22 protein-coding genes and 5 tRNA genes are annotated in these 26998 nt (G+C 37.8%); 5 read left to right on the plus strand and 22 right to left on the minus strand.

What is annotated here, in order from left to right:
• Positions 1–486: 486 nt before the first annotated feature.
• From GWI97_RS13225 to GWI97_RS13250, 6 genes are all read right to left on the minus strand, one after another.
• Positions 487–1101 carry a fimbrial protein gene (locus tag GWI97_RS13225; RefSeq protein WP_036936297.1) on the minus strand — a complete coding sequence of 205 codons (615 nt, stop codon included), beginning with the start codon at positions 1099–1101 and terminating at the stop codon, positions 487–489.
• A gap of 13 nt (positions 1102–1114) precedes the next feature.
• Positions 1115–1768 (minus strand): hypothetical protein, encoded by a 654-nt coding sequence (locus GWI97_RS13230; protein WP_036936294.1) that lies wholly within the window; start codon positions 1766–1768, stop codon positions 1115–1117.
• Positions 1769–1792: 24 nt separating this feature from the next.
• Complete coding sequence (locus GWI97_RS13235) at positions 1793–2494, minus strand: fimbrial chaperone (RefSeq protein ID WP_036936292.1); 702 nt, start codon at positions 2492–2494, stop codon at positions 1793–1795.
• A 90-nt stretch (positions 2495–2584) separates the two neighbouring features.
• Positions 2585–3313, minus strand: a complete 729-nt coding sequence (locus GWI97_RS13240; protein WP_036936289.1) for a type 1 fimbrial protein — start codon at positions 3311–3313, stop codon at positions 2585–2587.
• Positions 3306–5945: a PefC/AfrB family outer membrane usher protein gene (gene pefC / locus GWI97_RS13245; RefSeq protein ID WP_123822164.1), complete on the minus strand. Its 2640-nt coding sequence runs from the start codon at positions 5943–5945 to the stop codon at positions 3306–3308. The genes GWI97_RS13240 and pefC overlap by 8 nt, the downstream gene beginning before the upstream one ends.
• Positions 5946–6419: 474 nt before the next feature.
• Positions 6420–6983, minus strand: a complete 564-nt coding sequence (locus tag GWI97_RS13250) for a fimbrial protein (protein ID WP_123822165.1) — start codon at positions 6981–6983, stop codon at positions 6420–6422.
• Positions 6984–7933: 950 nt separating this feature from the next.
• On the opposite strand from GWI97_RS13250, the gene GWI97_RS13255 reads away from it, so the two are divergent.
• The 3 genes from GWI97_RS13255 (at position 7934) to GWI97_RS13265 (ending at position 9748) form a co-directional block, all read left to right on the plus strand.
• Complete coding sequence (locus GWI97_RS13255) at positions 7934–8164, plus strand: FaeA/PapI family transcriptional regulator (RefSeq protein ID WP_036936285.1); 231 nt, start codon at positions 7934–7936, stop codon at positions 8162–8164.
• Between the two features lie 163 nt (positions 8165–8327).
• On the plus strand, positions 8328–9314 hold the full coding sequence (locus GWI97_RS13260) for an AraC family transcriptional regulator (protein WP_036936284.1): 987 nt from the start codon (positions 8328–8330) through the stop codon (positions 9312–9314).
• Positions 9311–9748: a helix-turn-helix domain-containing protein gene (locus GWI97_RS13265; protein WP_161752018.1), complete on the plus strand. Its 438-nt coding sequence runs from the start codon at positions 9311–9313 to the stop codon at positions 9746–9748. The genes GWI97_RS13260 and GWI97_RS13265 overlap by 4 nt, the downstream gene beginning before the upstream one ends.
• A 653-nt stretch (positions 9749–10401) precedes the next feature.
• On the opposite strand, the gene GWI97_RS13270 is transcribed toward GWI97_RS13265, so the two are convergent.
• The 10 genes from GWI97_RS13270 to GWI97_RS13315 all read right to left on the minus strand — a co-directional run bounded on the left by GWI97_RS13270 (position 10402) and on the right by GWI97_RS13315 (position 18085).
• A tRNA-Leu gene (locus GWI97_RS13270) sits at positions 10402–10488 on the minus strand.
• 164 nt (positions 10489–10652) lie between these two features.
• A tRNA-Leu gene (locus GWI97_RS13275) sits at positions 10653–10739 on the minus strand.
• A gap of 126 nt (positions 10740–10865) precedes the next feature.
• Positions 10866–10952, minus strand: a tRNA-Leu gene (locus GWI97_RS13280).
• Positions 10953–10957: 5 nt separating this feature from the next.
• Positions 10958–11031, minus strand: a tRNA-Cys gene (locus tag GWI97_RS13285).
• Positions 11032–11056: 25 nt separating this feature from the next.
• Positions 11057–11132 (minus strand) — tRNA-Gly (locus tag GWI97_RS13290).
• Between the two features lie 141 nt (positions 11133–11273).
• Entirely contained in the window at positions 11274–11822 is a 549-nt protein-coding gene (pgsA, locus tag GWI97_RS13295; RefSeq protein WP_036936280.1) for a CDP-diacylglycerol--glycerol-3-phosphate 3-phosphatidyltransferase, read from the minus strand.
• 55 nt (positions 11823–11877) lie between these two features.
• Positions 11878–13710, minus strand: coding sequence for an excinuclease ABC subunit UvrC (uvrC, locus tag GWI97_RS13300; RefSeq protein ID WP_036936278.1), 1833 nt, complete (start codon positions 13708–13710; stop codon positions 11878–11880).
• Complete coding sequence (locus GWI97_RS13305) at positions 13694–14257, minus strand: LuxR C-terminal-related transcriptional regulator (protein ID WP_224215349.1); 564 nt, start codon at positions 14255–14257, stop codon at positions 13694–13696. Before GWI97_RS13305 ends, uvrC begins: the two co-directional genes overlap by 17 nt.
• A gap of 294 nt (positions 14258–14551) precedes the next feature.
• Positions 14552–14956: a GFA family protein gene (locus GWI97_RS13310; RefSeq protein WP_036936274.1), complete on the minus strand. Its 405-nt coding sequence runs from the start codon at positions 14954–14956 to the stop codon at positions 14552–14554.
• Between the two features lie 96 nt (positions 14957–15052).
• Positions 15053–18085, minus strand: a complete 3033-nt coding sequence (locus GWI97_RS13315) for a DUF2339 domain-containing protein (RefSeq protein WP_161752019.1) — start codon at positions 18083–18085, stop codon at positions 15053–15055.
• Between the two features lie 206 nt (positions 18086–18291).
• On the opposite strand from GWI97_RS13315, the gene glpX reads away from it, so the two are divergent.
• Positions 18292–19272, plus strand: coding sequence for a class II fructose-bisphosphatase (glpX, locus tag GWI97_RS13320; RefSeq protein WP_087802261.1), 981 nt, complete (start codon positions 18292–18294; stop codon positions 19270–19272).
• A 108-nt stretch (positions 19273–19380) separates the two neighbouring features.
• Here the strand turns inward: glpX and GWI97_RS13325 are convergent, their stop codons facing one another.
• The 4 genes from GWI97_RS13325 to GWI97_RS13340 all read right to left on the minus strand — a co-directional run bounded on the left by GWI97_RS13325 (position 19381) and on the right by GWI97_RS13340 (position 23493).
• Positions 19381–20412, minus strand: a complete 1032-nt coding sequence (locus tag GWI97_RS13325; RefSeq protein WP_161752020.1) for a methylphosphonate esterase — start codon at positions 20410–20412, stop codon at positions 19381–19383.
• A 10-nt stretch (positions 20413–20422) separates the two neighbouring features.
• Positions 20423–21379 (minus strand): DMT family transporter, encoded by a 957-nt coding sequence (locus GWI97_RS13330; protein ID WP_036936267.1) that lies wholly within the window; start codon positions 21377–21379, stop codon positions 20423–20425.
• Positions 21380–21507: 128 nt separating this feature from the next.
• A complete protein-coding gene (locus GWI97_RS13335; RefSeq protein WP_006532984.1) occupies positions 21508–22245 on the minus strand; it encodes a glutamine amidotransferase in 738 nt (245 codons plus the stop codon).
• 27 nt (positions 22246–22272) lie between these two features.
• Positions 22273–23493: a PfkB family carbohydrate kinase gene (locus GWI97_RS13340; RefSeq protein ID WP_036936264.1), complete on the minus strand. Its 1221-nt coding sequence runs from the start codon at positions 23491–23493 to the stop codon at positions 22273–22275.
• 1028 nt (positions 23494–24521) lie between these two features.
• On the opposite strand from GWI97_RS13340, the gene GWI97_RS13345 reads away from it, so the two are divergent.
• Positions 24522–25013: a DUF4822 domain-containing protein gene (locus GWI97_RS13345; protein ID WP_036936261.1), complete on the plus strand. Its 492-nt coding sequence runs from the start codon at positions 24522–24524 to the stop codon at positions 25011–25013.
• 146 nt (positions 25014–25159) lie between these two features.
• Here GWI97_RS13345 and GWI97_RS13350 read toward each other — a convergent pair whose 3' ends face one another.
• Positions 25160–26296: an AAA family ATPase gene (locus tag GWI97_RS13350; RefSeq protein WP_161752021.1), complete on the minus strand. Its 1137-nt coding sequence runs from the start codon at positions 26294–26296 to the stop codon at positions 25160–25162.
• Entirely contained in the window at positions 26293–26997 is a 705-nt protein-coding gene (locus tag GWI97_RS13355; RefSeq protein ID WP_036936255.1) for an RNA ligase family protein, read from the minus strand. The genes GWI97_RS13350 and GWI97_RS13355 overlap by 4 nt, the downstream gene beginning before the upstream one ends.
• Position 26998: the final 1 nt, after the last annotated feature.

Genomic DNA, 26998 nt, shown 5'->3' on the forward strand with positions numbered 1-26998 from the left:
CAAAATACACACCTAACCCGTCAAATCCGTGTTGTATCCGGCCTATATAGGTTTTATCCGGATGTACTTCAAAACTACCGATATCCATGTATTCATTAAGCTACTGAATACTCCGACGCAGATGCCAACGGGTTTTCGCAAGCACCATAAAATCATCCATATAGCGAGCATAATAAATCCCCTCTCGTTATCCAAAATCGCTGTCATAATGGTATAATAAACTCGCTCCTACCAAGGGGCTGAGCGAACAGCTCCTCGCTATCCCAACTTTAGGCGTCTCTATTTCACCACCATCTTCTATGCTGTAGTATAAGTATTGCCTGAACAGATCCCGCAGTATCGGTTCGCCAACATTTCGGCAAAACAGGGTATCCACCTGCGATTTGCGTTGTTTCCACAACCAACAGGCTACTTGTTGCCATAACGCCCAGAGATGTTCATCATTCCTCCGTTTTTCTACGCTTAGGCTATTTATATCTTCATATGTCATTGATAACTGATATTCACTGTCACCGATGTCTCATACTCTCCTGCTGTTACCTCAGAAAAATCATTCACTCTCCGAGTGATAAGAATAGAAAAATCGTAAACATCGCCTCCTTCTACTAGAGTATACGTGTTCGTTGAGTTTTCTCTGAGGTTTATGGCCGTATAGGGAAATATTTTATTTACCGAAATTGTATTATCTATGCTAAGGTTATTACCCCATTGCCAGTCGTAGTACAGTCCTGTTCCTACCGATTGTGGCGAACTTCCTGATACCCTTGAATAGAGTCTTCCTTCGTTATTGGGGTCAACATAACCCGTGGCAGAGGGCTCAAATGAGAGCTTTATGGTCTGGGGCATAAAAGGAGAAATTCTACAGTCAAGCACTAAAGTTATTTCCTTTGTTTTTTCCGGACTTTCTGCAGTTAAAAGACCGAAGTCAATATCGGGACTAACGTGATTAAATGTCGCCAATTGTGTTTCACAAGTTGATGCTGTCACCTTTGCGCTTAAATGATAGACTGCCGTCGCGACCGTTTCAGCAGAGCTCACTCCCGGGATGATACAGAACAACCCCAACGTCAGCCGAATAACAGGGAATATGGATAGCTTCATTGTGCCCCCTCTCTCAGTTATACCGCACTTCAATCGTCACGGTTCCTCTGACATCCATCCCACCCGTAATATCCCTAATTGATTTATCAGGCATTAATGTGGGCCATGCATTCAGTCGAATAACTTTTACGTTACCCGGGTTAACTTCAGACACATTAATCATCATTCCATTGGTGGGGGTTATGCTTGGATTTAATTGCGTTCTGTCGGTATTATCGTTATTAAATTGAATCGCAAATCCCATCGCTGAATTCGTTGTATCCGTTGTGTACATCACATGAGAAGGCTCATCATATTGAGGATTTGTGGCGGTAATGGTTAGCCTCGGCTGATAGATATCACCATCACAGTTCATATTGAAACCAAATGTCTTCATGCTTTTTGTGTAGCCCGTAACATCGCTTGTACCGAGCGCACCATCCCATGCCAATGTAAAATCGCCAAATTGCCCCACAAATGAACCTGAGCCTCCGCTGGTTTCAGGACTTAACCAACAGGTATTTGCCGTAATGGTATAATCATACGGAATAGTAATGGTTAACGCGCTGGCGTCACGACTCAATCCAACCATCAATAAAAGTGCCAGACCTGCCCCCGTGAGCAGTGACCAACAAGTTTGATGTTCACTCACATCCGTTTTAGTTCGGTTATCTTCATTTATTTTCATCGCACAATGACTCTCTATTTTCTGTTATTTCTCGAGGGTATAGTTGCGATTAGCGCCGTAATCATCGACTGCCGTCATGGTGATGGGTAGTGTCACCGTTTTACCCAACGATACTTCAGTATGCGGTGCCAATGTATTCAATGCTTCTGTTGACTGAGCAGACGTCGGTATCACCGGTGCTTTATCTGAAGCCCCCGCATACAATTTCATCACAGCAAAATAATAAGGGGTCGGGTTAACCAACACACTGTTCCCCCCCCGTTGCTCAAGACGCAACTGTTTTTCTGCATCGGGTCGACCTGCTTTTAGTGCTTCAGGACGATACAGCAGTTTAACTTGCGTGTTCATCGCCAGCGATAAGACATTATTTCCCGTTTTCGGGGCAGGTGGAATTTCCTGCACATTCAGGCGAAATAAACTTTCTTTATCTTTAGGTAAGACGCTATCATTCACATTCAGCACGCGAACAACTTGCTTTTGTTCACCGTCTACCTTAAAAAAGGTGGGAGCGGGTATCAGTGTTACGGTATCTGTCGGCAAAGAGACATTGTCAATCCAGACCTGACCACCCCACATATCAGTTGCATGATTCGTAACTTCAAATGAGCTGTTTTTACTTCCACCTTCGTAAATAAACCGGGTTCCGTTGAGGGTAAATGCCGCCATAGATTGACTGCTAATCAGAAGCCCCACTAACAGGAAGCCCAGTTTTCGATATATCATCATTATTTGTCCTTATTGTGTTCTCGATGGTGTGTTATCGGTGATGTTTTATGTGTTATCTACCGTCGTTTCAAATGAATTTGCGCATGTTCATTATTGGTAAGTGATATCGATATTTAGGGTTGCTTGCCAAAGACCCGGGGCTATCATCTCATTGCGTATATCACCAACCGGAATTACCATCTGCACCCCCAAGGGCAAACGATAATTCCCTGGAAACAGGGGCGTCATATTCACGCAAGACTGCCCGGGATACCGGTCACAATCTGTTTGGCTTTTCGCTAAAACAGGGGTAAATGATACCCATTGATGACCGTTATCACTGTCAACCAAAAATAAATCCGGTCCCGCTGTGTTTTCTGGCCGCCGAGAGCCAATGGCTTTATCATTGTCACTGCCGTAATCACCACTGCGTGTATAGGTTGGCGTCACCGACATCGACAGGGTCAGCCAGGATTCGGGTTCAGATGAACAATTCACACCAATATTGAGTGGTGTCACCGCACTTAGCCATTCACCAGAGCCTATCGTCGTGGGGCTTATCGTGGGCAGTTGTACTACACCTCCATCGGTGGTGAGAATGTTACACGTGGCGCGCGTCACTCGAGATTTCAATGTCAATATTGTACTCGCTGTTCCTGCTGCAATTGCCTGCTGGATTAACAACGTGATGGCGCCACCTAACATCAATGCCACCAACCCCATGGTTAATATCGTTACCCGCAAGAGACAAAAATCACTTTGTATGCGTTTTTTTTCCAAACGCTCATTTTGTAGGTCATGTGGACAATGTCGACTATTTTGTAAAGACTCATTATTCACAATGTACCTCCGTCAAATTTCTTGCATCCGGTTTTACGCCCGTCATATTCACTCGGCACTGTGTACCCTGTGGAGTCGTTACGGTCAAAAAATCTGGCTCAGTCAACAAGTTAGCTAAGAAAACACCGCCTTGGGTGATAAACCCCACATCTAATCCGTTTGAGGTCAACACCGTACTGCCTTGAGGAAGCGGTTTTCTATCAACCCCCGTCATTCTTAATACATACCGCTTCACCTGTGTATAACCAAACTCTCGGTACACAATCGCCTGACGCGTCGGAACAACACTGAACACCGTATCTAAAAGGTCAATATTATCTGGGACGTTATCCGGGTTAATACGGATATAATTTCGGCTGTACTCCGATAAAGGAAGTGCTGTTACCCCTCGGTAACTTGTGGGTCGAGAGCCATTAAATGTCACGCCGGGGATATCTTTAATTTTCACCACCGCCACCGTCGCATTTTGTTCACGAGTAAACATCAAGCCCGTTTCGGTCGTTCCCAACACCGCCCCAGAAGCACTCAGTGAACTCGAGGTCTGGCTCCCGCCATAACGGTAATGGGCTTGAGTCAGAGACCCCCTCAGTTGCAATGTATCCATCGCATATCCTGCAGATACAGAAATATTGCGGTTATCGCGCCCTACACTGGCATTGACGTTATAGTTCATGTTCTCAGTCGGATTGCCTGACACGGATGTGTTCATTTGCGTGCCTCTGTTACGGTAATAATTAATGCCTGTTGAGCTGAACTGCTGCTTACCTGCGATATCAAACGGAATACTGACATTCATCGAAAGACTGTAGTCATTGGGTGACCAAGGGGTGTGACTGTAACTGGCATACAACCCAACCGCTGCCGCCCCTACGCTCGTGTTGAAGGAGGTATTCACCCCACTGTCATTACTACTGCGGTTCCGGTAACTTTGTGTCCATCCAGAGAAATTGAGGTATGAGCTCCCGATACCATGACTAATCGTTGCTTCATAGCGTTCCTTGCGATTTTCATTTAGCCAAACCTGACGCGGATTGAAACTGGCAAAGTCCACATATTTTTCCCCCGTGTAGCGCCACGTTAGAAGGTGGAGATTCGTTTTTTCTCCCAGACTTTTGGCGTATTTTATCGTAGCACTGAGCCCCGTTTGCGGACCGGATGCCAATCTCCCTCCGCTGTAGCTATTCCACAACCAATCATTACGTGCATTTTGTATTTGCTCTTGTGGATCATCTGTATGCGCAGACAATCGAAGTGAATACGGCTCATGGTTATCAAACACACTGCGAGAGAAGTTAACACTGCCCTCTAATGCCCCCCATTTGCCCATATTGCGACTGAGCCCAACGCCTACCCCTTGATATTGTCGATGTAATATACCCGACAAATTTAATGTTGCCGGTTCAAAACCATAGTCTAAACTACCTGCAACAAATACCCCTTTGGTTTGGCTGTCATCACTACGCGTACCGACTGACAAGTTGTAATTAAAATCATGGGCTCTTAATAAAGTAGGGAGTGTAGTTACCGGGTAGACTCGTGTTGTTTGACTCCCATCTTCTTCCTCTACCGTCACGGTAATATCGCCATTACCAATGGGTGAAATGTCTTTCAGTGCATACTCACCGGGAGGAACTACCTGAGAGGATAGAGTATATCCACCTTGCGCTACCGTAATACGTGCATTACTATTTGCCACGCCAGAAATAATGGGCGCGTACCCGCGTGTAGACCACGGTATCATACTGTTATCCGAACGTAGCGAGACACCATAGAAACCAAAATCTGACATCAATGTACTGCGAGTGCGCGTTTTCCCGAGCTCTAAATTACCCCGTAAAGGCGCAACCACTGTGGATACCATCGCTTGTGGTGATTCAAAGCCACGTCCTGAAAACCCACTGGTGCTACCACTGAGCACCCAACGACCGACATTCGCATTGAGGTCAATGTTGCCGTAATACACCGCTTCTCTTTGTTGACCTTTACTGACGTTGGTGTTGTAACGAAGCTTTAAACCTGCGATGCCATAATCCCAATCATCACCGGCCTCTAACGTCAGTAGCGTCACTTGCGGTTCACTGATGTATAATGTTTGAGTCCCGTAATCAAAACGAACCGATGCCGCAGGATATTCACCAATGCGGTAACAGTCTCTATCACGGTTATATTGAGCTTTAAACATGTCTAAGTTTAGCAATAGGTGTGCTTGGCTCAACCAGTCTGGTGTTAAACACAGCGTTTTTGCATCTTCAGCGCTAATCGTCAACATCTGGCGCGATAATGGCTGATGATTGAAGACGACATCAACGACATACTGTCCTGATGGAAACCGAGTGCCTTCTTGCAAAATAGCGGGAGCGTGTTGTTTGTTTGTACCGTGGATAAAATTAAGGTTCAGTTCAGTGGCGTCTGCCGTCAAGGATAGAGCAAGACACCCGGGGATGAAAGACAAGCAAAGTAAACGAGTGAACGTATTGAGCTTAAACCCTATAAAGAGAAATCGCCGGCTATTACCAGAGCAGGCTGATTTAGTGGAAAACACCAATGCATGGGAAGTCCCGTTGCTGATATTGATGCTGTTAATCCTCGTCATTGATAAGTAGGAACTGTTTTTATTCCTGCCTTTTCGCATAATAATTCCCCTGAATTTACCACTCAACAGCTCCGGAATACGCCATTATCTAAGTTATTTAATGGTCCCCGAATACTGATTAAAGTTATTAATTGCGTCTTGTTGCTTATTTTAATTTTTAACCACGTTGGTTATTTCTGGCGCCACTCTCGACTTTAATCTTTCGCTATTTACTTTTATTTTCACATTGAAAATTTCATAAACTGACCAAGAAAAAATAAATAGGAATTAAAAGTATTTAACCTATTGAGTTAATAAATAAAAGTAAATAGATTCAATCAGTTACCCTGTTGTAAATATGTACTAAAAAATACAGCGCTACTATCAAAAATAATGATACCTATATCGATATAAACTTATTTATATATAAAGCCTTCGTGGAAAACCAAGAAGGCTTTCTATTTATCTCTTTTTTTCTACTTCAATTATTTTTAACTCACGGTTTTATTTTATTTAATAAATTAAAAACAGTAATTAATAGTAGGCAACGGTGTAAGTGGCCATTGAACCAACAGTACCTGCAGTAGGTGTCGCACCTGCGTCGCGCACTAACTGAGCGGTATAATCGAATGAACCGGAAAGTGTACCAGTAGAAACTGAATATTTGACCGTATTTAATCCCCCTCTGATAACATCATTCGCATGAACAGCTGATGCGCCATCAAGAGCGTTACCTGTTGCTTGAGGTTTCAACTCAATATGAACTCCGGTCGCGGTGCCAGTATTCGCAAGACCTGCCTGGATTAAGTTAGGAGAACTCCAGGTAATATCTGCGTTAGTTTGAGTACAAGATGCTGTATTAATGGGGGATAATTTAAAAGCCACTGCAACGGGAAGTGCAGTTGTGGTGTCGGGAGCAACATTCCCTAACTGGATTTCAGGGGTGACAACACCTGCTGACGAAACCGCCTGCACATCACAGGTAGACGATGTTACCGCACCGGTAAAGACGAGCGTGCTTGCCATTGATGATGCAGATAACGCCATCACTGAACAGGCTGCGACCGCCAAAGCTACTTCTTTTACTGTAAAACTCATATTTTATTATCCTTATTTATTGAATGATTAACGTACTAAAAATGAATTTAAAAATTACGCCTACCACACCTATCACGAATATAATTGCTCTATCGAACCCGCTTATTCAATTAAGGCTAGTGGTAGGAATTTCCTTACCCTAATCATACGGATCTTAATCTTGGTCACATTTACTATCAAATTGATTATTTGCGATCTTTATGTCTAATCAAAAACAAGAAAAAGTATTTAATCTCTATTTTGTTTTTAATTTAAGAATTAAACACGTTGAAAAAACATATTGATTAAAATAAAAGATCGTAAAAATGATAAAAATTATTATTTGATAAAATCTGAAACAAAAGACGTCATAACTTAAAAATAATTAAAATTAAATAATGTTTACAATAAATAGCTCACAATCTCGATAGAATAACTTATAAACTAAAAAGTAAATAAAATAATGCAATATAATCAATATATTATATTGATAATAAATTATGGAAATAAGAAATTAATTGTATAAGGAAAGTTATTTAATGGTTTTTTTTTAGTCAACATAAAAATGATATACATCAAACCATTTAAACAAAAAACCATATTGCGAATAAAATAAGAAGAAATACGAAATTTTATTTATTTCTTATTTTTATTGACTCTTTTTAATTTATTTTGCGTAATAACCAATATGGAAATCAATTTATTTATATCCAGTTCAATATTCATATAATGTTAATAAATTAAAATAATGCTTAGAAATAAGTATGTTTATTCATTTTAACTCGAATAATGAAATGAAAAAATAGGGGAAAGCCTTTCTATGATGGCTAAAATATAAGTACAAACACGTACTGTGAAGACCGATGAAAATCCGTGCTCTATGAGTAGATTTAATCATCAGCATTCCTCTTTCATAACGTAGGATTGATACCTTGTTGTGCCTTTTGCATTTTAGAGATTAAGGAATTGCCATGACCGCAGAAACACTCAAACCCAATCAACTGATTTCTTATGAACAGCTTTTAGAATTCCTCGAGCAACGAGGTGTGTTAAACCAACCGTTCACTACCAAGTCAGTTGCTTTACATTTTTGTATTTCCGTCTACAAAGCTCGCTATTGTTTGGGTGTTCTTCATCTACAGGGATTGATTAAACGCAGTAAACCCCATCAAGGTCGGAAGATTAGTTGGATATTACCCTAAAAAACCTTCAATCCGGCATAACAAATTAAACAGAAAAAGTGAGTCAAAGGTAAATGTAAATATAAACAACATTAACATAAACATTTCATCTTTATTAAAAAATCAAAAAAACAATATGTTATTAAATTCATTATTTTTAGTATTGCTTCAGGGATACACCATTATGCATAACCAACATCGGATTAACGTCAAAAATATCACCGATATTCCACTTTGCCAGCAAATGCTGACTGACTATCTTGCTTTTCATCAGGTCAATGTCACCGCACTTAACCCACTTTTTAAAGGCTCGATTTGTGTTGATACCTTTACCTCTTTACCTTTTATTCAAGCCGTTAAACTGGATATGTTTACCCATACCACGCATTTCATTCATGCGGATTGTGCCTCACATTGCCAACAACATTGCGTGCTCATTCATTCGTTGTCCAGCTTGATTGTCAATGCGAAAAAGAAAGATATCCATCTTCCTGCAGGTAGTTATATGCTCATTCCCGCTTGGGAGCCTTTCACGTTAAAGAGTCTATCTCATCATTATGGGCTGATTTTTAATCTTGATATTCATGAGACAGGATTGAAACGCCAGTCCTTGTCAGAACTGTTTTGGAAAGTCGGCAACCATTTACGTTATGGCAATATGGTCAATAATTTACTCTGTGATTATTATGCCCCCCTGAGCGATGGATGTTACAAGCAATTACTTAATGGCATAAAAACACTGCTTACCTTACAAAGTGAGCAAGTCGCCTGTCCGTGTAATTTTAACAAAACAAATATTATTCCCAATTTTGATATTTGTGCTATTGCCCACTTGATACGCCAGAATATGACTAATCCCCATTACAGTATCAACGAATTAGCCGACTACTACGGTATGTCAATACGCATATTGCAGTACAAACTGGCTCGCTATCAGCTGTCTTTCTCCGAATTACTGGCTTCTGCTCGTTGTGAATTACTGGCGATGACCATCCGGAATATGCCAGATACTGATTTGGATGTTTTAGTCAAGAGTTGTGGTTTCGCCAACCTACGTATGGCAAATCGACAATTTAAAAAGCTGCGGAATCAAACGGTAATGCAATTTCAAGCTCAAGAGCAAGGTCATTTTCATAATACGCAATTAAACCCATTGGAGAGAGCAGAATGACATCATTTCCAAAACAGCAACAAATGAAAAATGGACTATCCTATGGTAGTTCGCCTTACAGGAAGAATAGGCTCAAAAAAGATATCAATTTTATTGTCGGACGTCAGTTGAAAGCATTGCGCTTAAAAAAAACGCTAAATGGCACGCAATTGGGTAAGATGTTAGGTATCAGCCAGCAACAGGTTTCACGTTATGAAAATGGCGTCACCACACTATCTATCGATGCTATTGTCACAATATGTCTTTGTTTTAATCTCTCACTCAAGGAGTTTTTAGCACCGCTGATGATGTTAACGGAAAACAAAAACGAGTCGATTGAGACGCTCCCGCTGTCATCTCCGATTAATTTAGATCTTGTGGCGGACTCAGCGCGTTCTTTTATTTGCCCACCACAAGACGAGAGCATGGTGATGGATAAGCGAAAAAGACGATAACAAGGGCGTACAGTTTCAGAAAAAGCGATGAAAGCTCAAAAAATGAGTCAAGAAAACGTATCCGATAACCGCTTATTAATTAAGGTTAAAATAATGCTAATATCTCGTATTTAGCACATTCAATTTTATCGGTAAAAAAACATTAAAAAACACGGACTGAAGTGCAATAATAGTTGGGTATTTCAAAAACCACTGTCTGCAATTTTTATGTCCGTTTTCAGTGATTGGCTCAGCATCAGCGCCTTCTGGACTGCATTAACGCAAAAATACGGATAGACGTCTTTACCATCAAACATTTCGAAAGATACCTTCTATTCTGAAGGCAATCGGCTATTTAGCTAAGAAGCCACATCCGGCTACGGACGAGCTCTATCTGTCAATATGTTGTACAGGATTAACCCATCAATTCGTGAGGAAGTTTTCTTACACATACTGAAAATTAATTACAGTAACTTATTCGTTATAACCCGCTTAAACCCACTCCAAATCGTTATTTATCTCACGTCTCTGTTTTAAATATCTAGCGTCTGATCACTATCAAATTTATAAAACCATATTAGCTTAAGTGACTATAATATAATGTATTCAATTTAATTTTTACTTTTTTATAATCAAAAAAAAAAACGGACCTCATCGAGGTCCGCTTTTTTATATGGTGCCCAGGGCGGGACTTGAACCCGCACAGCCTTACAGCCGAGGGATTTTAAATCCCTTGTGTCTACCGATTTCACCACCTGGGCTAAATTATATTTACTTGTTACAGGCAATACTTATTAATCAAACAAGGCAACAAATAAATTTAAAACATTCACTTCTAAAATAGCTAACTTAATTCTTTGTTCTTCTTTCACTAAAGTAAGTCGTGGAAGAAAAAACGGACCTAAGTTAAGGTCCGTATTTTATATGGTGCCCAGGGCGGGACTTGAACCCGCACAGCCTTACAGCCGAGGGATTTTAAATCCCTTGTGTCTACCGATTTCACCACCTGGGCTAAATTCTGTGGTGCGTCCGTAAATTCTTTTACTTAAGATAAATACTGGTATGGACGACTTAATTACTACATGATGCCATTATTCACAATGGGCTTTTTTGCACCATACTCTTTATCTAAAAGAGATGGTGCCCAGGGCGGGACTTGAACCCGCACAGCCTTACAGCCGAGGGATTTTAAATCCCTTGTGTCTACCGATTTCACCACCTGGGCATTAATGGAGGCGCGTCCCGGAATCGAACCGAGGTACACGGATTTGCAATCCGCTGCATGACCACTCTGCCAACGCGCCTCAACTGCTCAATCTCGTAAGAGATTGGAGCGGGAAACGAGACTCGAACTCGCGACCCCAACCTTGGCAAGGTTGTGCTCTACCAACTGAGCTATTCCCGCATTACCGAACTTGCTGATTTACTTATTTATTTCCGTAAACCGTTGTGTCTTTCGATGCGTTGCATTCTACTGATTTCCTGAATCTAGTCAACACTATATTTGCATCTTTTTGACTGTTCGGTGAATTTTCAGTCATTTCGATCAAGCTTCACGCAAATCTGACCATGCTGCGCTCAAATATTGAAACATTGACCAGAAAGTCAACACGGTTGCGACATACAATAAAGCAAATCCAAACCACTCTGCTTCAATCGTTGGACGCCATAATAACACAACTAACGATCCCATTTGTGCGGTTGTCTTCACTTTTCCTATCCAAGAAACAGCAACACTGTTGCGTTTTCCTAATTCTGCCATCCACTCTCTTAATGAAGAGATAATGATTTCACGAGCGATCATGGTTGCTGCCGGTAAAGTTATCCACCACTCGTGATAATACTCTGTAATTAAAACAAGTGCTGTAGCAACCATTACTTTATCTGCCACGGGGTCAAGAAAAGCCCCAAAGCGAGTAGTTTGTTTCAATCTACGCGCTAAAAATCCGTCAAACCAATCGGTTGCAGCCGCTACCATAAAAATAATAGCACATATCAATGGGGCATCTTTGAAGGGTAAATAAAACACCAAAACAAAGAATGGGATTAAAGCGACACGAAATAGAGTTAGCCAAGTTGGAATATTTAGTTGCATAGCGTTCTACACGACCTAGAAAAGTGAGAGTTATTAATATGGTGCATCAATACACTTAGTGTTTCAACGCATTAAATATTTTTTCTGCTAATGCTGTCGAAATTGTGGGGACTTTCGCAATTTCTTCCACACTTGCATCTCGTAAAGCTTGTAGCCCTCCCATATATTTTAATAACATTTGACGACGTTTAGGCCCCACACCTTCAATAGATTCTAATGAACTGGTATTTTTCACTTTTGCTCTACGTTGACGGTGCCCTGTTATTGCATGACGATGCGATTCATCACGAATATGTTGAATCAAATGCAACGCCGGCGAATCAGAAGGTAATGCCATTCCTTCACCTTCAGGCACAAAAAACAAGGTCTCAAGTCCTGCCTTACGATCACTCCCTTTAGCAACACCAATTAATTTCGGGTGTGACTTATCCCAATCCACATCCAGAGAATTAAATACCTCTATTGCTTGTGCTAATTGCCCTTTACCACCATCAATAAAGATAATATCAGGGACTTTATTTTCTTCTAATGATTTACCATAGCGTCGAGTGAGTACTTGATTCATCGCAGCGTAATCATCACCAGGAGTAATACCACTAATATTATAACGCCTATATTCCGATTTTAATGGACCATTCATGTCAAATACTACACATGAAGCCACAGTTTGTTCCCCCATAGTGTGACTAATATCAAAACATTCCATTCGTTTTATCTCTTTCATATCAAGAAGAGACATCAATGAGGCATAACGTTGTGAAATTGTCGATTGTTCGACTTGTTTTGAAGCCAATGCAGTAGCTGCATTTGTTCTGGCTAACTTAAGATAACGCGCTCTATCACCACGAGGTTTGGTTTGAATTTGAATTTTTCGCCCCGCAATAGAAGAAATAGACTCGGAAAGGATCGCTTTGTCATCCAAATTAAAATCTAGCAAAATTTCAGTCGGTAATGTTCTAATTGCACTTCCTTGTAAATAAAATTGACCAATAAAAGTTTGAACAACTTCATCAAGTGAAGTATTTGCTGGAACTTTAGGAAAATAACTCCGGCTTCCCAACACCTTACCTTGTCGGAAAAAGAGAACATACACACAAGCAATCGCGCCATTAAAAGCAACACTAATCACATCAAGATCATCGCCAATATTGGCAACAAATTGTTTTTCAGTCACTTGCCTTACGGCTTGGATTTGATCACGAATACGTGCAGCTTCTTCAAAACGTAAATCTAAGCTTGCTTCTTCCATACGCTTCACAAGACCTTCAATCACTTGTGAATCATCACCAGAGAGGAAAAGCCGTACATAATTAACTTGTTGAGCATACTCTTCATCTGAAACATAACCTTTCACACAAGGTGCAAGACACCGCCCTATTTGATACTGCAAACAAGGCCTTGAGCGATTGCGATACACACTATCTTCACATTGACGAATAGGAAATAATTTTTGCATCAAAGCCAAAGTTTCTCTTACTGCAAAAGAGTTAGGAAAAGGCCCAAAATACTCCCCTTTTGCATGCTTTGCACCGCGATAGCTAGCAAGTCTTGGGTGTTTATCCCCACTTAAATAGATATAAGGATAAGATTTATCATCCCGCAATAACACATTATAACGAGGCTGATAACGCTGAATGTAACTATGCTCTAGTAACAATGCTTCCGTTTCTGTATGTGTAATAGTCACATCAATATTTGCAATACATTTAACTAATGCTTCGGTTTTACGGCTATTCACTTGCACACGAAAATAACTCGAAAGCCTTTTTTTCAGATCTTTGGCTTTACCGACATAAATTACAGTATCTGTAGCATCGTACATTCGATAAACACCCGGTTTATCGGTGACTCGGCTTAAGAATGCTTTAGCATCAAATTTGTCTTCCACTTTGTAAATGACTCTCTATCTCAATTAACCCATAACGTATTGCTATATGTGTTAATTCTACATCACCTGAGATTTTAAGTTTACTAAACATTCGATAACGATAGCTATTTACTGTTTTTGTATTGAGATTTAACGCCTCTGCAATTTGTGTGATTTTTTTTCCTCTAATTATCATAGACATCACTTGCAGTTCTCTTTCTGATAAATAGTGCAATGGATTCACATCTTTTTGTAATTTAGACAATGCAATTTCCATAGCCAGTTCTTGGCTTAAATAACGTTGACCAATACATACTTGACGAATGGCTTGAAGAATATTTTCACACGAAGTATCAAGGACAACAAAACCTTCAATTCCTAATTGAAGAAGCGGTATAGATAAAATGGAATCCGTGTTGGGTGAAATAACAATAATTTTAATTGATAAAAATGAACGTTTAATCCTTTTTATTGAATCAATTAATGAAACAGAAGGAGATGAGTAAATAATAATAAGATTAACAGAAACTTGACGACAATAACGAAATGCTTCTGTTTCATCAGCCATAATTTTTCGAATGTTGATTTTTTTAATCTGACAAAGAAGTGTTTTAATTCCCAAGCTAAATAATTCAACCTGACTTATTATTATTGTATTGATCAATAATTTTTCCTTTTATGTTAATATATTTAAAAGTCCCACTTCTATTTAAAACACAATTATCATATTGTATTACTCATTAACATTCCACTTTTTTACAGTCTGAATTTATTCTCATTAAGTAAATGATTTTAATCGTTCAAATATAAACAAAGGCTCATATAAAAGAGCCTTTAATATAATCAATAGATGAAAATAATATTATTTATTAAACATATTCATAATATCTTTTTCTGTAAGCATGCGTGTTTTTTCTACAAAATTGTAATAATGAGGTTTGTTATCTATATAAATTTGCATAGTAAGTTTGCTTTCTTTTGTTTCAGAAAACAATCCTGCTGATACATAATAAGTATTGCTTTCCTTCAAATGATAAAAAAGATGAGAACCGCAGTGCTTACAAAATGCCCTTTCACCCCATAATGACGAATCATAGCGTGTAATATTTTCTTCACCTTCAATATTTAAATCTGACTGACAATCAATCGAGAAACCTGGACCACCATTCCAACGTAAACACATACTACAATGACAAACACTAAGTTCAGTGATATTTTTCGCGGTTGACAATTTAACAGCACCACACAAACATTGACCTTGATGCATCGATACTCTCCTCTTCTTTAAATCATGCATAAATCTTTTAAGATTATATGCATGATTTTATTTCCCAAATAAGAATTTTTTAAATGTAGATATTTCTTACACTGTTGTATTCTTACTTTGCTTTTTGGGTGGTAATGGTGAGAAATAACCAATTAACAAAATCAGTATGGCAACACCAATAAAGGCCAATGCTCTAAGTAACCCGCTACTTAATGATGTATCAATCAAGAAGAGTTTAGCGATAACAACGGCTAATAGCCCCCCACCAATAAACCAACTTGAACGTGATTTTTTGCGAGTTGCCATCATCATTGTTACTAATGCAGTAATGGCCCAAATAATCGCTAATACGGTTTGGATCACTTTAGAATTAATAATTTCATACATTGTCCAGTCAATATCCGTGACAAAGACTAATCCCCTTAATAAAATCCCATTAGCCCACCAAAAGATCATTGCGGGAATGATATAATTGTATAATGGTAAGTTATTTTGTAACAACTGTTGATATTTAGGAGATTGTTTTATTACTGAAATATATTTATAGCCTACCCATATTCCCATAATTCCCATGAGATCCATCAGGTTAAAGAGAGGTATAAATTTAATACCGCTTTCGGTACCGTTATTCATATTTGCAAAAATTAAAGAAAGTGCAAGCAGAGCTAAAACAGGCGCAGTTATTACTAAATAAGTATTTTGATACGCTTTAATCCAATTAACTCTCATAACAAATAGAGTACTTATCGCTATATATAAGCTTGTGGAAAAAAGGATACTAGCAAAGTGTAGGCTGACATAAAGATAAGTGGTACCCATTAGCCAAACAACTTCAGTCAACAAGAATAATCCAATAAAGACAAGATGCATAATATGAATTAATGCTTTATTTAATCTTTTTGCTGGTAATAATGTATTAACCTTAAGTAAACAAAAACCACTCGCAAATATTGCCACCCATATAATGGCACTTAACCAATTATCTATTAATGATCCGGCTAAATAAATATACACTAACATAATAAGTGCTGACATCGGCCATAATAAAACAGAGCAACTTGCTAATTCAAAAAATAGTGCTTTCTTACCGGCTAAATACATTCCCCAGCAGCTAATAAGAATAAAAGCAAAAGTAATGGATTTTACACTTGGAGAGAACCAATATTCACCATACTCTTGCAAAGTGAATACACAATATCCCCAACTCACCACAGCAATAAATAGTGTCACATATCCAATAGCACGGCTATCAATATTAATAAATTTAGCTCGATACCACAGTACCGCTACAGCGAATACGACAATGACTAGTGTGATAAGCATTAGCCAATCGCCTAACAAAATAACACGTGTGTTAAACATTAAAGCAAAGGATACTGCAACTAAAAGAGTCCCTGCGATAGCTGGTTTTTTTTGTTGCTGTAAAACAGAGAATGCAAGTATCATTACGCCTTCAATTGCCCATACCATCGATGTCCATTCAGCAGAAAAAGCAAATGGTACGGCTAAAGTAGCAAATGTGGCTGACAGCATAAAAAAGGCAATAGCCAGTAATTTTCCTTCTTCGCGATAGTATTTAAGCACAAGCCAACTTAGTGCAAAATAGGCTAATCCATAAAGAGATGAAGCAATAGCAACACCATATTCCCATTCTGATGCTAATCGATGTTGGAAGATAAAACCAATCAATGGTGTGCCGAATAATAATGTGGCATCGAAAGGAATATTGAGTTTCAGTTTATTTTTTAACGTTGAAAGTTCAGTTGCAACACCAAAGATTAACCAATTGGCCATTAAGAAAAGTTGGCAAGGTAAGTAATCAGTATGCGTATAGTTTGGTATCGCCCATACAAAAGCAATACTAAAGGTAAAAGCAAAACCAATAAGATTTAATAAACGCCAAACTTGCCAATGACTGATAACCAAAATGCCAATAGAAAGAATAAGATAATAACTAAACAACGCAATATAATTGCCACTTCCTGTAGACAATAACACCGGCGCTAAATAACCACCTAATGAGGCTAATACTGCTAAGCTAATAGCTCGATGAAGAACAGCTAAAATAACACTGGCGATGCAAATAAACACCATAATGGCTAAGGCAATACCAATAGGAATAAAATCATAAATTTTAGTCGCCGCAAATATCGTGATATAAAGCCCACCTATTCCGCCACCTTGCAAAATAAGTGCATATATCAGATTTTTCTTTCTAAGCCACCAGCCGATCCCTAATAATGCCAAACAACCACTTCCTGCCATCATTAAGCGTGTTGATGCGGAGATAAGCTCATTTTCAATACTGTATTTAAGTAAATAAGAAAGGCCAAAAAAGAGTAATAACATCCCTATTTTTGCCAGCGGATTTCCAGTAACGACCCAATTCCAAATAAGCCCCAAAATTGTTTTTTGCTGAGAACGTGTATTCAAATTTAAAGCAGGCCTGTATTGTGATGCAGGTCTGACTTGAGATGTTGTTGCTCCTAAATTAGCAGATTGAGATGCAGAAAGATTAGTTCTCGCTACATTCACGGTATTTTCTAGATGTGATGTTGGCGTAATATCAGGTGGCGTATTTTCTGGCTCGTTCTGATAACGATGAGCAAAACGGCTCGTCGAAATTTTAGGTTGATAAGGTTGCGAGCCCGACTTAGCCGATGCTGAATTATTAGTATGTTGATCTTCTGTGTTAAGTGTTTTGTTTATGGAGGTAGAGGCATCAGCAACCGATAGCTGTTCTTTCGGAGAAACTTTATCAAATGACGTTTCTCTTGATGCTTGTGCTTGTTGAGGAGCAGGAGATTCTTTATTCTCAACCTTATCTTGTATTCCTTCTGTAAGTGTACTTGTCTGAGACTGATTACTTGATGAAGTTGATTTTAGCTCCCTTTTTATTTCACAGGATAAATCACCTACTTCATCTTTACTCGCATCAAGTGCTGTACGCTCATCTACAGCACCCTTTTTATTTAATAACTTAAATAATTTCGCTTGTTGTTCGGTCAGTTTTTCTTCAAGTTGCTTAATTCGATACAACAATGAGTTGGTATTTGTATAAGAATGATATTGCCAATACAAAGATACCACGACAAATATTATAATAATAAGCGTCAAAAAATCGTCCATAAACCTAATCCTTTTGTATTCAGCATCACATGGTTTTAATCTCTTAACCTTAGTTATACTTTAATTTTCACAGATTTATCTTAGTTTATTCCTAAATAATCAATTTTAAGAACTCTTGATTTAAACCTACCACACAATTTCAAAAAAAAGGTATGATCTATTAATTCCCTTAATCTTCCATTTATATTAAAAAGCACACTCATAATATGAAATTAAATGACGAATTAACTAACGCGATTGCTTCCGTCACAGAAGCTGCGGCTATTGCAGCAATGCCTTGGATCGGAAAACAAAATAAAAATGCAGCGGATGACGCCGCTGTAAGTGCCATGAGAGCTCGTTTAAATAGCTTAGATATCAATGGTGAAATCGTTATCGGTGAAGGCGAAATAGATGAAGCGCCAATGCTTTATATTGGCGAACAAGTTGGTCGTGGCAAAGGTGAAAAAATAGAGATTGCTGTTGATCCTATTGATGGCACTCGCATGGTAGCTACGGGAGAAAACAATGCTCTTGCAATTTTAGCAGCAGGCTTTGAAGGCAGTTTTTTACACGCACCCGATATGTATATGGAAAAATTAATTGTCGGTAAACAAGCGTCTGGTGTTATTGATCTTAATCACTGCCTAGAATATAACCTTGATGCAATTGCACAAACATTAAATAAACCACTTGAGCAACTTACGCTGGCTATTTTAGACAAACCTCGCCACCACGATGTTATTAACGATCTTCGCACCAAAGGGATCAATGTCATTACGTTACCGGATGGTGATGTTCTTGCTTCTTTATATGCCACAATGCCAAATAACTGTATTGATGTTATGTACGGTATTGGCGGAGCTCCAGAAGGTGTTATTAGTGCCGCGATTGCTAAGGCGCTTGGAGGAGATATGCAAGCTCGTCTGATCACTCGCGATATAGCAAAAGGAAATACTGCAGAAAATAGAGATTTTGCTGTCAGTGAAATAGCTCGCTGTCATAAAATGGGAACCGATGTAAATATCAAATTATCACTAGATACATTAGTTCGTAATCACGATGTAATGTTTGCAGCAACCGCCATTACGACCGGTGATCTTTTATCTGGTGTTAACCAACAATCCCAATATCTACAAACACACTCTTTAGTGATTAATGGTTCAACACATTCACTACGTTATATTAAAAATTACCATTTACGTTAATTTTTCAGTTTGTCTCCTACTCTTTGAGACATAAAAAAGCGGCACTCGATTAAGATGCCGCTAAAGATTTCAAGGGGTATGTTTATTGTTATTTATTTGAACTCAGATTTAAGCCAATAAATTTGCTGGATTATCAACACATAACTTTTTGATAATAGAATTATCAACACCACGTTGAGCTAATAATGAAAGGAAGACATTCGGAACAAATCCCCAGCCATTTCCCCCATTTTTTGCCCACATTTGTTTTAAAAACACATCATGGCTTAATACAATTTGGCTACCATAACCTCTTTCAATTAAGGTTGCGACAGCTTCAACAGTATCCATAACACTTGGTGCAGCGCCCTCTTTAGGGAAAGAGATATCAAGGCCAATCATATCAAACTCAAGCCAAACACCGCGATCAAGCATTTTGCATTGATAATCAATATCTTTACCCGATGGATCAGAATGTGCTAATGAAATTTTAGCAGGATTACAGCCCATTTCAGATAATAAAATATCTAAAACTTCATCACCACGACGTTGCCAGCCTGGCATATGAATATTCATAGAAGCATGAGGATTATTATTTTGGGCGATTGCGGCGGCACGTAAACTATTTTTTTCGCCGTCAGTAAAGAAAGGAGAAACCCCAATTTCACCAATCATACCTGCACGAATATCAGTGCCATCGATACCTACATTCAATTCATCATCAATAATCTTTGCCATTGCATCAATATCATCAGCCAGTCGCTCGCCTTCAAACTTCTCAATATAAAGCCCTGAAGAAGCCACAACGTTAATACCTGTTATTTCTGCAACTTGTCTTAGTTTTCTAATGTCACGTCCAATGGATGAAGAGCCAGTTGCATCAACAATCGTTCTTCCGCCTAACTCTTTGAAGTTATTTAATTCAAAAATAACATCTTCGATTGGTTTCTTATCCATATTATCGCAACAACAATATGGATCGTATTTAAGTCCCCATTGGATATCTGCACTGATTTTTTTATCAACTAATACATGTGAGAATTCATAAAAAGGTTCATCAACAACACCAGAGAGATCATTAAACAGGTGCTCATGAGGTAATGTCAGTCCCATATCTTCTTTTTTAACAGGGCCTGTTACAGTTTGAATATAACCTTTCATCATGTTACTCCTATGCTTTCGCAGGTTTTGTGGCTCTGAACTCTGGGATTGTGGTAACAATCGCCCCCACTAACGCAAATAATGTACCGATAATTGTCACCAAATAAACGGTATTGCCTAATGAAGGTAATAACAGATCAATTAAGACAGAACCCAACAACTGGCCTGCTGTAGAGGCAACGCCTAACATCAGCAAACCCAAACCGCGAACTAAAATAGCCATTAATGCGATAGACATCAGTCCTAAAGGTCCCCCTAAATACATCCACCACGTTCCTGGTAATTCTAGGGTGATGTGACCTAATGCCATACGAACAACTAAAGCAATCGTTAAAACTGTAAAGCCAACAATAAAGTTCCAAGTGATAGATACCATCATGGAACCTGTCGCTTCCGCGACTTTAGAGTTACCTGCGGGTTGCCAACCAGCTAATAGCCCTGCAAGGAAAGGTAAGATTGCTAAATAAATAAATGAAGTTGAATGCCATTGTGGAGAAACAACAAATAGAGTTGCAACTACGGCCAGCACAGCACCTAATATACGATATGATGTGAAATATTTTTTCTCATCGACACCGATACCAAAGCGGTCACACAATAAACCGGATAATAACAGTGCTGAAATTAATGCTGTTTGGAATGTCGCAATCCCTAATGCACTTGCCGAAGCCCCTTCAGAGAAAACAACCATCGCACCACAAAGACCCGCAAACCAGTTCCATAATGGAATTTTGCGCGTTTTAATTAAACTTGGAATAGAAGCAAATTGCTGACGGTACTGTTTTTTCGACATAATGATAAAAAACATCACCACTAAACCACTGGCAAAAGAGATAACCGCACTGGCGTTACCATCTTTTAAAACGTGTCCTAACTGCCCATTCACCGCAGATTGCATTGGTGATAGCATACCTGCTAACACAGTTGCTAACATCAGCAAGGGTGTTGATAAATTTTTTGTACTCATAAGATGTTCCTTTTGGATTATTGGCTATGAGTGATTTCTTTTTTTATTTTTCAAGTAATCGGTTTTTATTTGCGCAGAGTTGCAACTCTGCGCTTTTTACTTTTTATGACAGTTATTCTTAATTCAAATTAACGCGCGATTTGTTTCAGAATGTTGACCCACATATCAGCATAATGTGGCCATGCTAAAAATTCTTTACTCCCCCAGTGCGGTGAACAGTCACTCATAAAGCAACCTGTTTTCCCTTTTTCAAATTGACCAAATACCAGCAATGGATCTTCACCAATATTTAATACTGTTTCTGTATTTTCTTTAGCAGATACTTTGTTATAACCAAGGAACATCGGCCATTCGCCAAAGCCTTTTACCGATGCATGTTCTGCATTCACTGCACTTGCGAATACACCTTCAGGTGCTTCAACACGATCATCACCATCAAGCATTTCGACAGGCAGAACTTCTGCAAGTAATGTGTTTTTATAGTTTGCTTTAGCTTCAATACCCATAAATGATAAGTAACCACCAATCATTAATAAGCCACCACCATTCACCACGAATTCTTTAATTAATCCCAGAGCATTAGGAATAACTTTCATGTTATAGAATGTATCGTTTTGCAACAGGAATGTATTAGCTCCAATGTCGCTAATCACAATGACGTCGTATTTAGCTAAAGCTTCTGCTGTTTGTGGAAAAGCAACCTGAACGGTATGAGCTGGCATATAATCGACTTCAACACCTTTCTCTCTTAAGCAACTTAATAAGAACGTTGAACCTTCTTCATATTTGCTAGAAGTGAAACTGTCGTAGCCTTTAGAGTGGATCATATGAATATGCCATGACTCACCAATAAATAAGATTTTCATTTTTATTCCTCTTTCAAAAAAGATTATTTATTCAGGGGATTGGGTGACAATCTGTGAATATGTTGTTTGATTGATGCGATGCATGACATTAATATCTTCAGGCATTTCTGAAGCATTACTCGTCTCAACAGCTAATGATGAAAAAGCTGATGCATAGCGTAACGCATAAGAAAACTGCTTTCCTTTTGCCAATGAGGCGGCGAGCGCACCATTAAAAGCGTCACCTGCCCCTGCAGTATTTTTTACCACTGCCGGATAGGCCGGCGAGTAAATATACTTATATCCGTCATAAGCTAACGAACCTTTACTACCTAGCGTAATAACCACCTTATTTACGCCCTGTTGATAAATAGAAACAGCCGCATTTTTTGCAGATACTAAGTCAATAACTTCTATTCCAGATAATAAACTCGCTTCCGTTTCATTAGGTGTTAATACATCTATCATAGGAAGTAATTCATTAACTATTTTGTTATAAGGCGCTGGATTAAGAATAATAGGAATATTATTTTCATTTCCAATAGCAATAATTTCTTTTAATGCTTCAATATTCGTTTCTAACTGTAATAAGATAATATCTGCATCAATAATTTTATCTTTCTGTATTTTTACTTCATCTGCTGAGATATCCATATTAGCGCCTGAGTAAATAGAAATAATATTCTCTCCACTTTCCTCTGAAACAAAAATAGAGGCTGTACCTGTTTGATAATTTTCAGTTTGGTATATCGTTGATGTTTTTATTCTTGATGACGATATAAAATTAACTGCATAATCACTAAATTGGTCAGTACCTATTTTAGTAATAAAATGCACTTGAGCATCGGCATAGCTAGCGGCCAGTGCTTGATTACAACCTTTACCTCCTGGTGAGAAGATAAACTTATTCGATAATAAGGATTCCCCGGCTTCTGGCAATCTAGGCAAATAGCTAATCATATCAACATTAAATGAACCCAGTACGCACACCTTATTTATTGCTGTTTTGTTTGCTAAATCGTTTTTATCAATTTGATCATTACATTCTAGAAATTGTATAATTTCTTTCTTAGCCACTTTATCTAATGTCTCAAATTCTATAAAAGCGCCACCATGGCATCTTTTTATAATTCCTTTTTCGGCTAATGTATTTAAATCTGATCGAATTGTTTCTTTGGTAACATCAAGTTCTTTTGCTAAAACAGAAACTTTTACTGCACCATTACCCTTGATCAGATTTATTATTTTTTTATGACGCTCTGCTTTCATTTAATGTTACCTCTATGGCAACAACTTTAGTTTATTAGTTGTTATGGGATTGTGATTACAATCATATGTTATTTATTAAAAGCAAAAAAAAGCAGAAATACAAAAATAAAAAACAAAAATAAACAGAAATAAATAACGATAATCGTAAGATTATTTAATAAATAAATTAAAGTCTTATTTCTTTTTAAGAAAAAACAATGCGATAAATAATTTATTTTTAAATTATTTATCATAAGTAAATTTAATACTATATTTTTATTTTTGGCGATGGGTAGTAATATAAATTAAAACAGAAAAATAAAAATTACTTTTAAAGATAGGCAGTTACAAAAAATTAATTGTATCTTTATACAAAAAAGCAGTAATAATGCTTAAATTAAATACAATTTAATTGAATCGAGCAATGCATTAATTATTTTTATCATCATTATTTTCATAACGTTTTTATAATAAAGAAAATTTAATCATTATATTGACTGAAAACAGCCCCCTCTCTATAAATTGGCGTCATTTAGTTAAGTAATATAAAAGCAATGGCTAAAACACACTCAATATTCATCTTCTATTTTTGTGATCTTGATAACGTTAAATCAAATAGTGAAGTTCCTTTTTAGGAGAAATAAAACTTATTTTTTGATTTCATCTTTTTTTCTAGCGATTTTTATCAAAAAAACCCATTATACTTTGTCTATTTGATACATCATTTAGTCAAACTTTAATTTTGTTTTGTAAATCAATGAGGAATTTTATTTTTTTTCATTTACCATCAAAGAAGAGCATTTGTTTTTTACTCACTCAATTTGACATAATTATAACTGGAATAAAAATATAATTAGATTATAAAACTAAAAAAACAAACAAACACGATATTTATCGCTAGTTATTTTTGTCAGTTAATCTTTTTATCAGAAACATTTTGTCATACTTCTTTCCTCGCACTTCATCCATTTTATGCCTAAATTTATACATACCGTCAGACAAAATATAAACTCCTGACAAAAAGTACAACGTAAAATAAGGATATATCAATGAAAATAAAGTCACTTATCGCAATCTCATTATTAAGCGCTAGCTTTTCCCTTTTTGCCGCGGAGAGTTCAACATCATCGGCTAATATTCAGGCTCAAGGTGTTATCCAAACTCAAAAAGAACTTAATGATTATGAGAAAGTCATGATAGAAAAAGTCTGGGTAACGACTGATGCGATTGACGAAAAAGGCAATAAAACAACTGCCGATAATGCCCAAGTCAGTAATTATTTTGGTCTTGCTGAATATTATCCGAATGGCACATTCATTATGTTTACACCGGAAGGTAAACAAAAAATGCAAGGCGATTGGTCAATGTCAGATGATGGCAAGATACGTACCTTAGTTGCTAAAGATACTGAAGGTAAAACGCTATTTACCCGTGATGTAGAAAATATCACGATTAATAACGATGAATATACTTATCGTATTTATCCAAACGCAGAAGATCGCAACACTTATTTCGACATTGTGCATCATATTAAGAAATAAATTTAATACATTATTTACCTAGTCTTATTCTCTTCCAAACAAAAAGGGCTATTTTGTAAAACCAAAGTAGCCCTTACTTTATGGTTATAACTTACTTCTCACTCTACGGTTTGAACAAAGCTAAATATCGAAATTAACAGGTTACATTAAAATAATGATTGTGATTTACCTTCAATCCAATAAATGACTTTATGTGCTTCTTCCGGTGTTGGAACTTCCAATTTACTTAACATACGATCCATTACTTTAATAGGTACCACTTCATTCCTTGCATTATTTTGCTTTTGCCATTGAGCATAAGGCACTTCAATGTAAACCAGCGTTATTTTTGCATTATAACGATAAAACAAAGTAACCAGCTGATCGCGCATTTGCCTTGTAATATTCGTGGCATTCCAAACAAAAGGTTTATGCTCTCGCAAATAAATACGAGCTTGCTCTTTTGCTTTTTGTGCTATCCAACCATTAGCATCTCGATTATCGGGTTTAATATTATGTTGCCTGCGTAGGTCATCTAAACTCACGATAGGAATATCTGCACAAAATTGACGAATATAAGTATCTTTCCCCATACCAGGTAACCCGCACAGTATCGTGACATCACTGCCTTTTTCAGGATAAGGCTCATAATTACAATCAGTGCTATTTTCTGTATAAAAATAGTGAAAACAGGCTTCATCAGAAGGAAATGGTGCAGGTCTACGCCAACAATTTAACTCTTCACAATAAAGCATAAATAAAGTTATTTTATCAAAAAGCCCTTGTTTATCATCACAATCCCGCCCTAAAACATCGGCCTTAGCCAATAAAGCCAGTAAATAGCAATCCACTCTTAACGATGCAACAATTAAGGCTTTTTTAGGATCTGTTTTATCCATTACCCATAAAGGTAATCCATGAAAGCGAACTAAAGCTGCAATTTGCTCTCTATCGGCAAAGCTTAAAGGTACTTTTTCATAGAGAAAACGTCGCGTTGTTAATTCGCCTTTGCGTGCATGACCAGGTGAAATAATACGCCCTTCTTCTTCTCGTGTTGTAGAACGTTTTTCTACATCATGAAGCAATGCCGATATCCATAAAATTTGCTGCTCTCTTTCTGTCAGAGTTTTATATTCAGGTAATGATTTAACTGAATTGATTACTCGTTGTGTATGTATTGCCACATCACCTTCTGCATGATGAATCGAGTCTTGTATAACACCAGCCATATCACTGATTTCATCATACAGTTCACAAAGTTGTTCCCATGACATTTCAGTGTGTAATTTCTTGTGAAGCATCATTGAGACTCCTGTATTTTTTCCCAGATTAACGGCGCGCGTCGCCAGTTCTTTTTCCAATGAACATCCGTTTTTACATGATCTTTTCTGACATATTTAAAAACACGATGAGAAAAATCATTTAAAGAAAATGGCTGTGCATCTCGTGTCACAATACCTTCCATTGGAGTTGGCTTTTGCGTTAAAACATCTTGAGATTGAAAAAAACTTACCTGTTTGGCTTGTGAAACAATCATATTTTCAAACTCTGTTTTATCCTGACATTCAGGCAGTTTAATTTCTGGCACGGTAGGAAGATCAAACAGAGAAGCATAAAACTGCACTTCTTCCCAACCTAGCCATTTATCTTTATAACGAACCGCAAACACATAGAAATATTCTTCTAAGTGCGCATATTCAATAGAATGAATGGCATATAGATTTTCACCAAAAATATCTAATTCACCTAAATCATTTTTCATCAACTGCCAACGTTGACGCAATTGAGAAGTCCATGCCGATTGCGTTGGTGTGGCATGAGAGCGTGCAAAAACGCCCATTTTATTTAGGCAATTATTTTCTCCATCCAACTTTTCTGTATGGATAAGGTGTTTTATTTGGCAAATATCCTTCCACCATTGCACATTTATACGATCATCATTCGTTGTGCCCGGTGAAAAAGGATAGTGATAGGTTCTATCATATTTTTGTGATTGATTATTCATT

Source organism: Proteus sp. G2300 (genome assembly GCF_009915965.1).
Taxonomy (GTDB): Bacteria; Pseudomonadota; Gammaproteobacteria; order Enterobacterales; family Enterobacteriaceae; genus Proteus; species Proteus vulgaris.

Bases quoted from the DNA above. Each gene is read 5' to 3' on its own strand.
- GWI97_RS13225 (WP_036936297.1), bottom strand. From the start codon at position 1,101: ATGAAGCTATCCATATTCCCTGTTATTCGGCTGACGTTGGGGTTGTTC.
- GWI97_RS13230 (WP_036936294.1), bottom strand. From the start codon at position 1,768: ATGAAAATAAATGAAGATAACCGAACTAAAACGGATGTGAGTGAACAT.
- GWI97_RS13235 (WP_036936292.1), bottom strand. From the start codon at position 2,494: ATGATGATATATCGAAAACTGGGCTTCCTGTTAGTGGGGCTTCTGATT.
- pefC (WP_123822164.1), bottom strand. From the start codon at position 5,945: ATGCGAAAAGGCAGGAATAAAAACAGTTCCTACTTATCAATGACGAGG.
- GWI97_RS13250 (WP_123822165.1), bottom strand. From the start codon at position 6,983: ATGAGTTTTACAGTAAAAGAAGTAGCTTTGGCGGTCGCAGCCTGTTCA.
- GWI97_RS13255 (WP_036936285.1), top strand. From the start codon at position 7,934: ATGACCGCAGAAACACTCAAACCCAATCAACTGATTTCTTATGAACAG.
- GWI97_RS13260 (WP_036936284.1), top strand. From the start codon at position 8,328: ATGCATAACCAACATCGGATTAACGTCAAAAATATCACCGATATTCCA.
- GWI97_RS13265 (WP_161752018.1), top strand. From the start codon at position 9,311: ATGACATCATTTCCAAAACAGCAACAAATGAAAAATGGACTATCCTAT.
- pgsA (WP_036936280.1), bottom strand. From the start codon at position 11,822: ATGCAACTAAATATTCCAACTTGGCTAACTCTATTTCGTGTCGCTTTA.
- GWI97_RS13305 (WP_224215349.1), bottom strand. From the start codon at position 14,257: ATGGCTGATGAAACAGAAGCATTTCGTTATTGTCGTCAAGTTTCTGTT.
- GWI97_RS13310 (WP_036936274.1), bottom strand. From the start codon at position 14,956: ATGCATCAAGGTCAATGTTTGTGTGGTGCTGTTAAATTGTCAACCGCG.
- GWI97_RS13315 (WP_161752019.1), bottom strand. From the start codon at position 18,085: ATGGACGATTTTTTGACGCTTATTATTATAATATTTGTCGTGGTATCT.
- glpX (WP_087802261.1), top strand. From the start codon at position 18,292: ATGAAATTAAATGACGAATTAACTAACGCGATTGCTTCCGTCACAGAA.
- GWI97_RS13325 (WP_161752020.1), bottom strand. From the start codon at position 20,412: ATGAAAGGTTATATTCAAACTGTAACAGGCCCTGTTAAAAAAGAAGAT.
- GWI97_RS13330 (WP_036936267.1), bottom strand. From the start codon at position 21,379: ATGAGTACAAAAAATTTATCAACACCCTTGCTGATGTTAGCAACTGTG.
- GWI97_RS13335 (WP_006532984.1), bottom strand. From the start codon at position 22,245: ATGAAAATCTTATTTATTGGTGAGTCATGGCATATTCATATGATCCAC.
- GWI97_RS13340 (WP_036936264.1), bottom strand. From the start codon at position 23,493: ATGAAAGCAGAGCGTCATAAAAAAATAATAAATCTGATCAAGGGTAAT.
- GWI97_RS13345 (WP_036936261.1), top strand. From the start codon at position 24,522: ATGAAAATAAAGTCACTTATCGCAATCTCATTATTAAGCGCTAGCTTT.
- GWI97_RS13350 (WP_161752021.1), bottom strand. From the start codon at position 26,296: ATGATGCTTCACAAGAAATTACACACTGAAATGTCATGGGAACAACTT.
- GWI97_RS13355 (WP_036936255.1), bottom strand. From the start codon at position 26,997: ATGAATAATCAATCACAAAAATATGATAGAACCTATCACTATCCTTTT.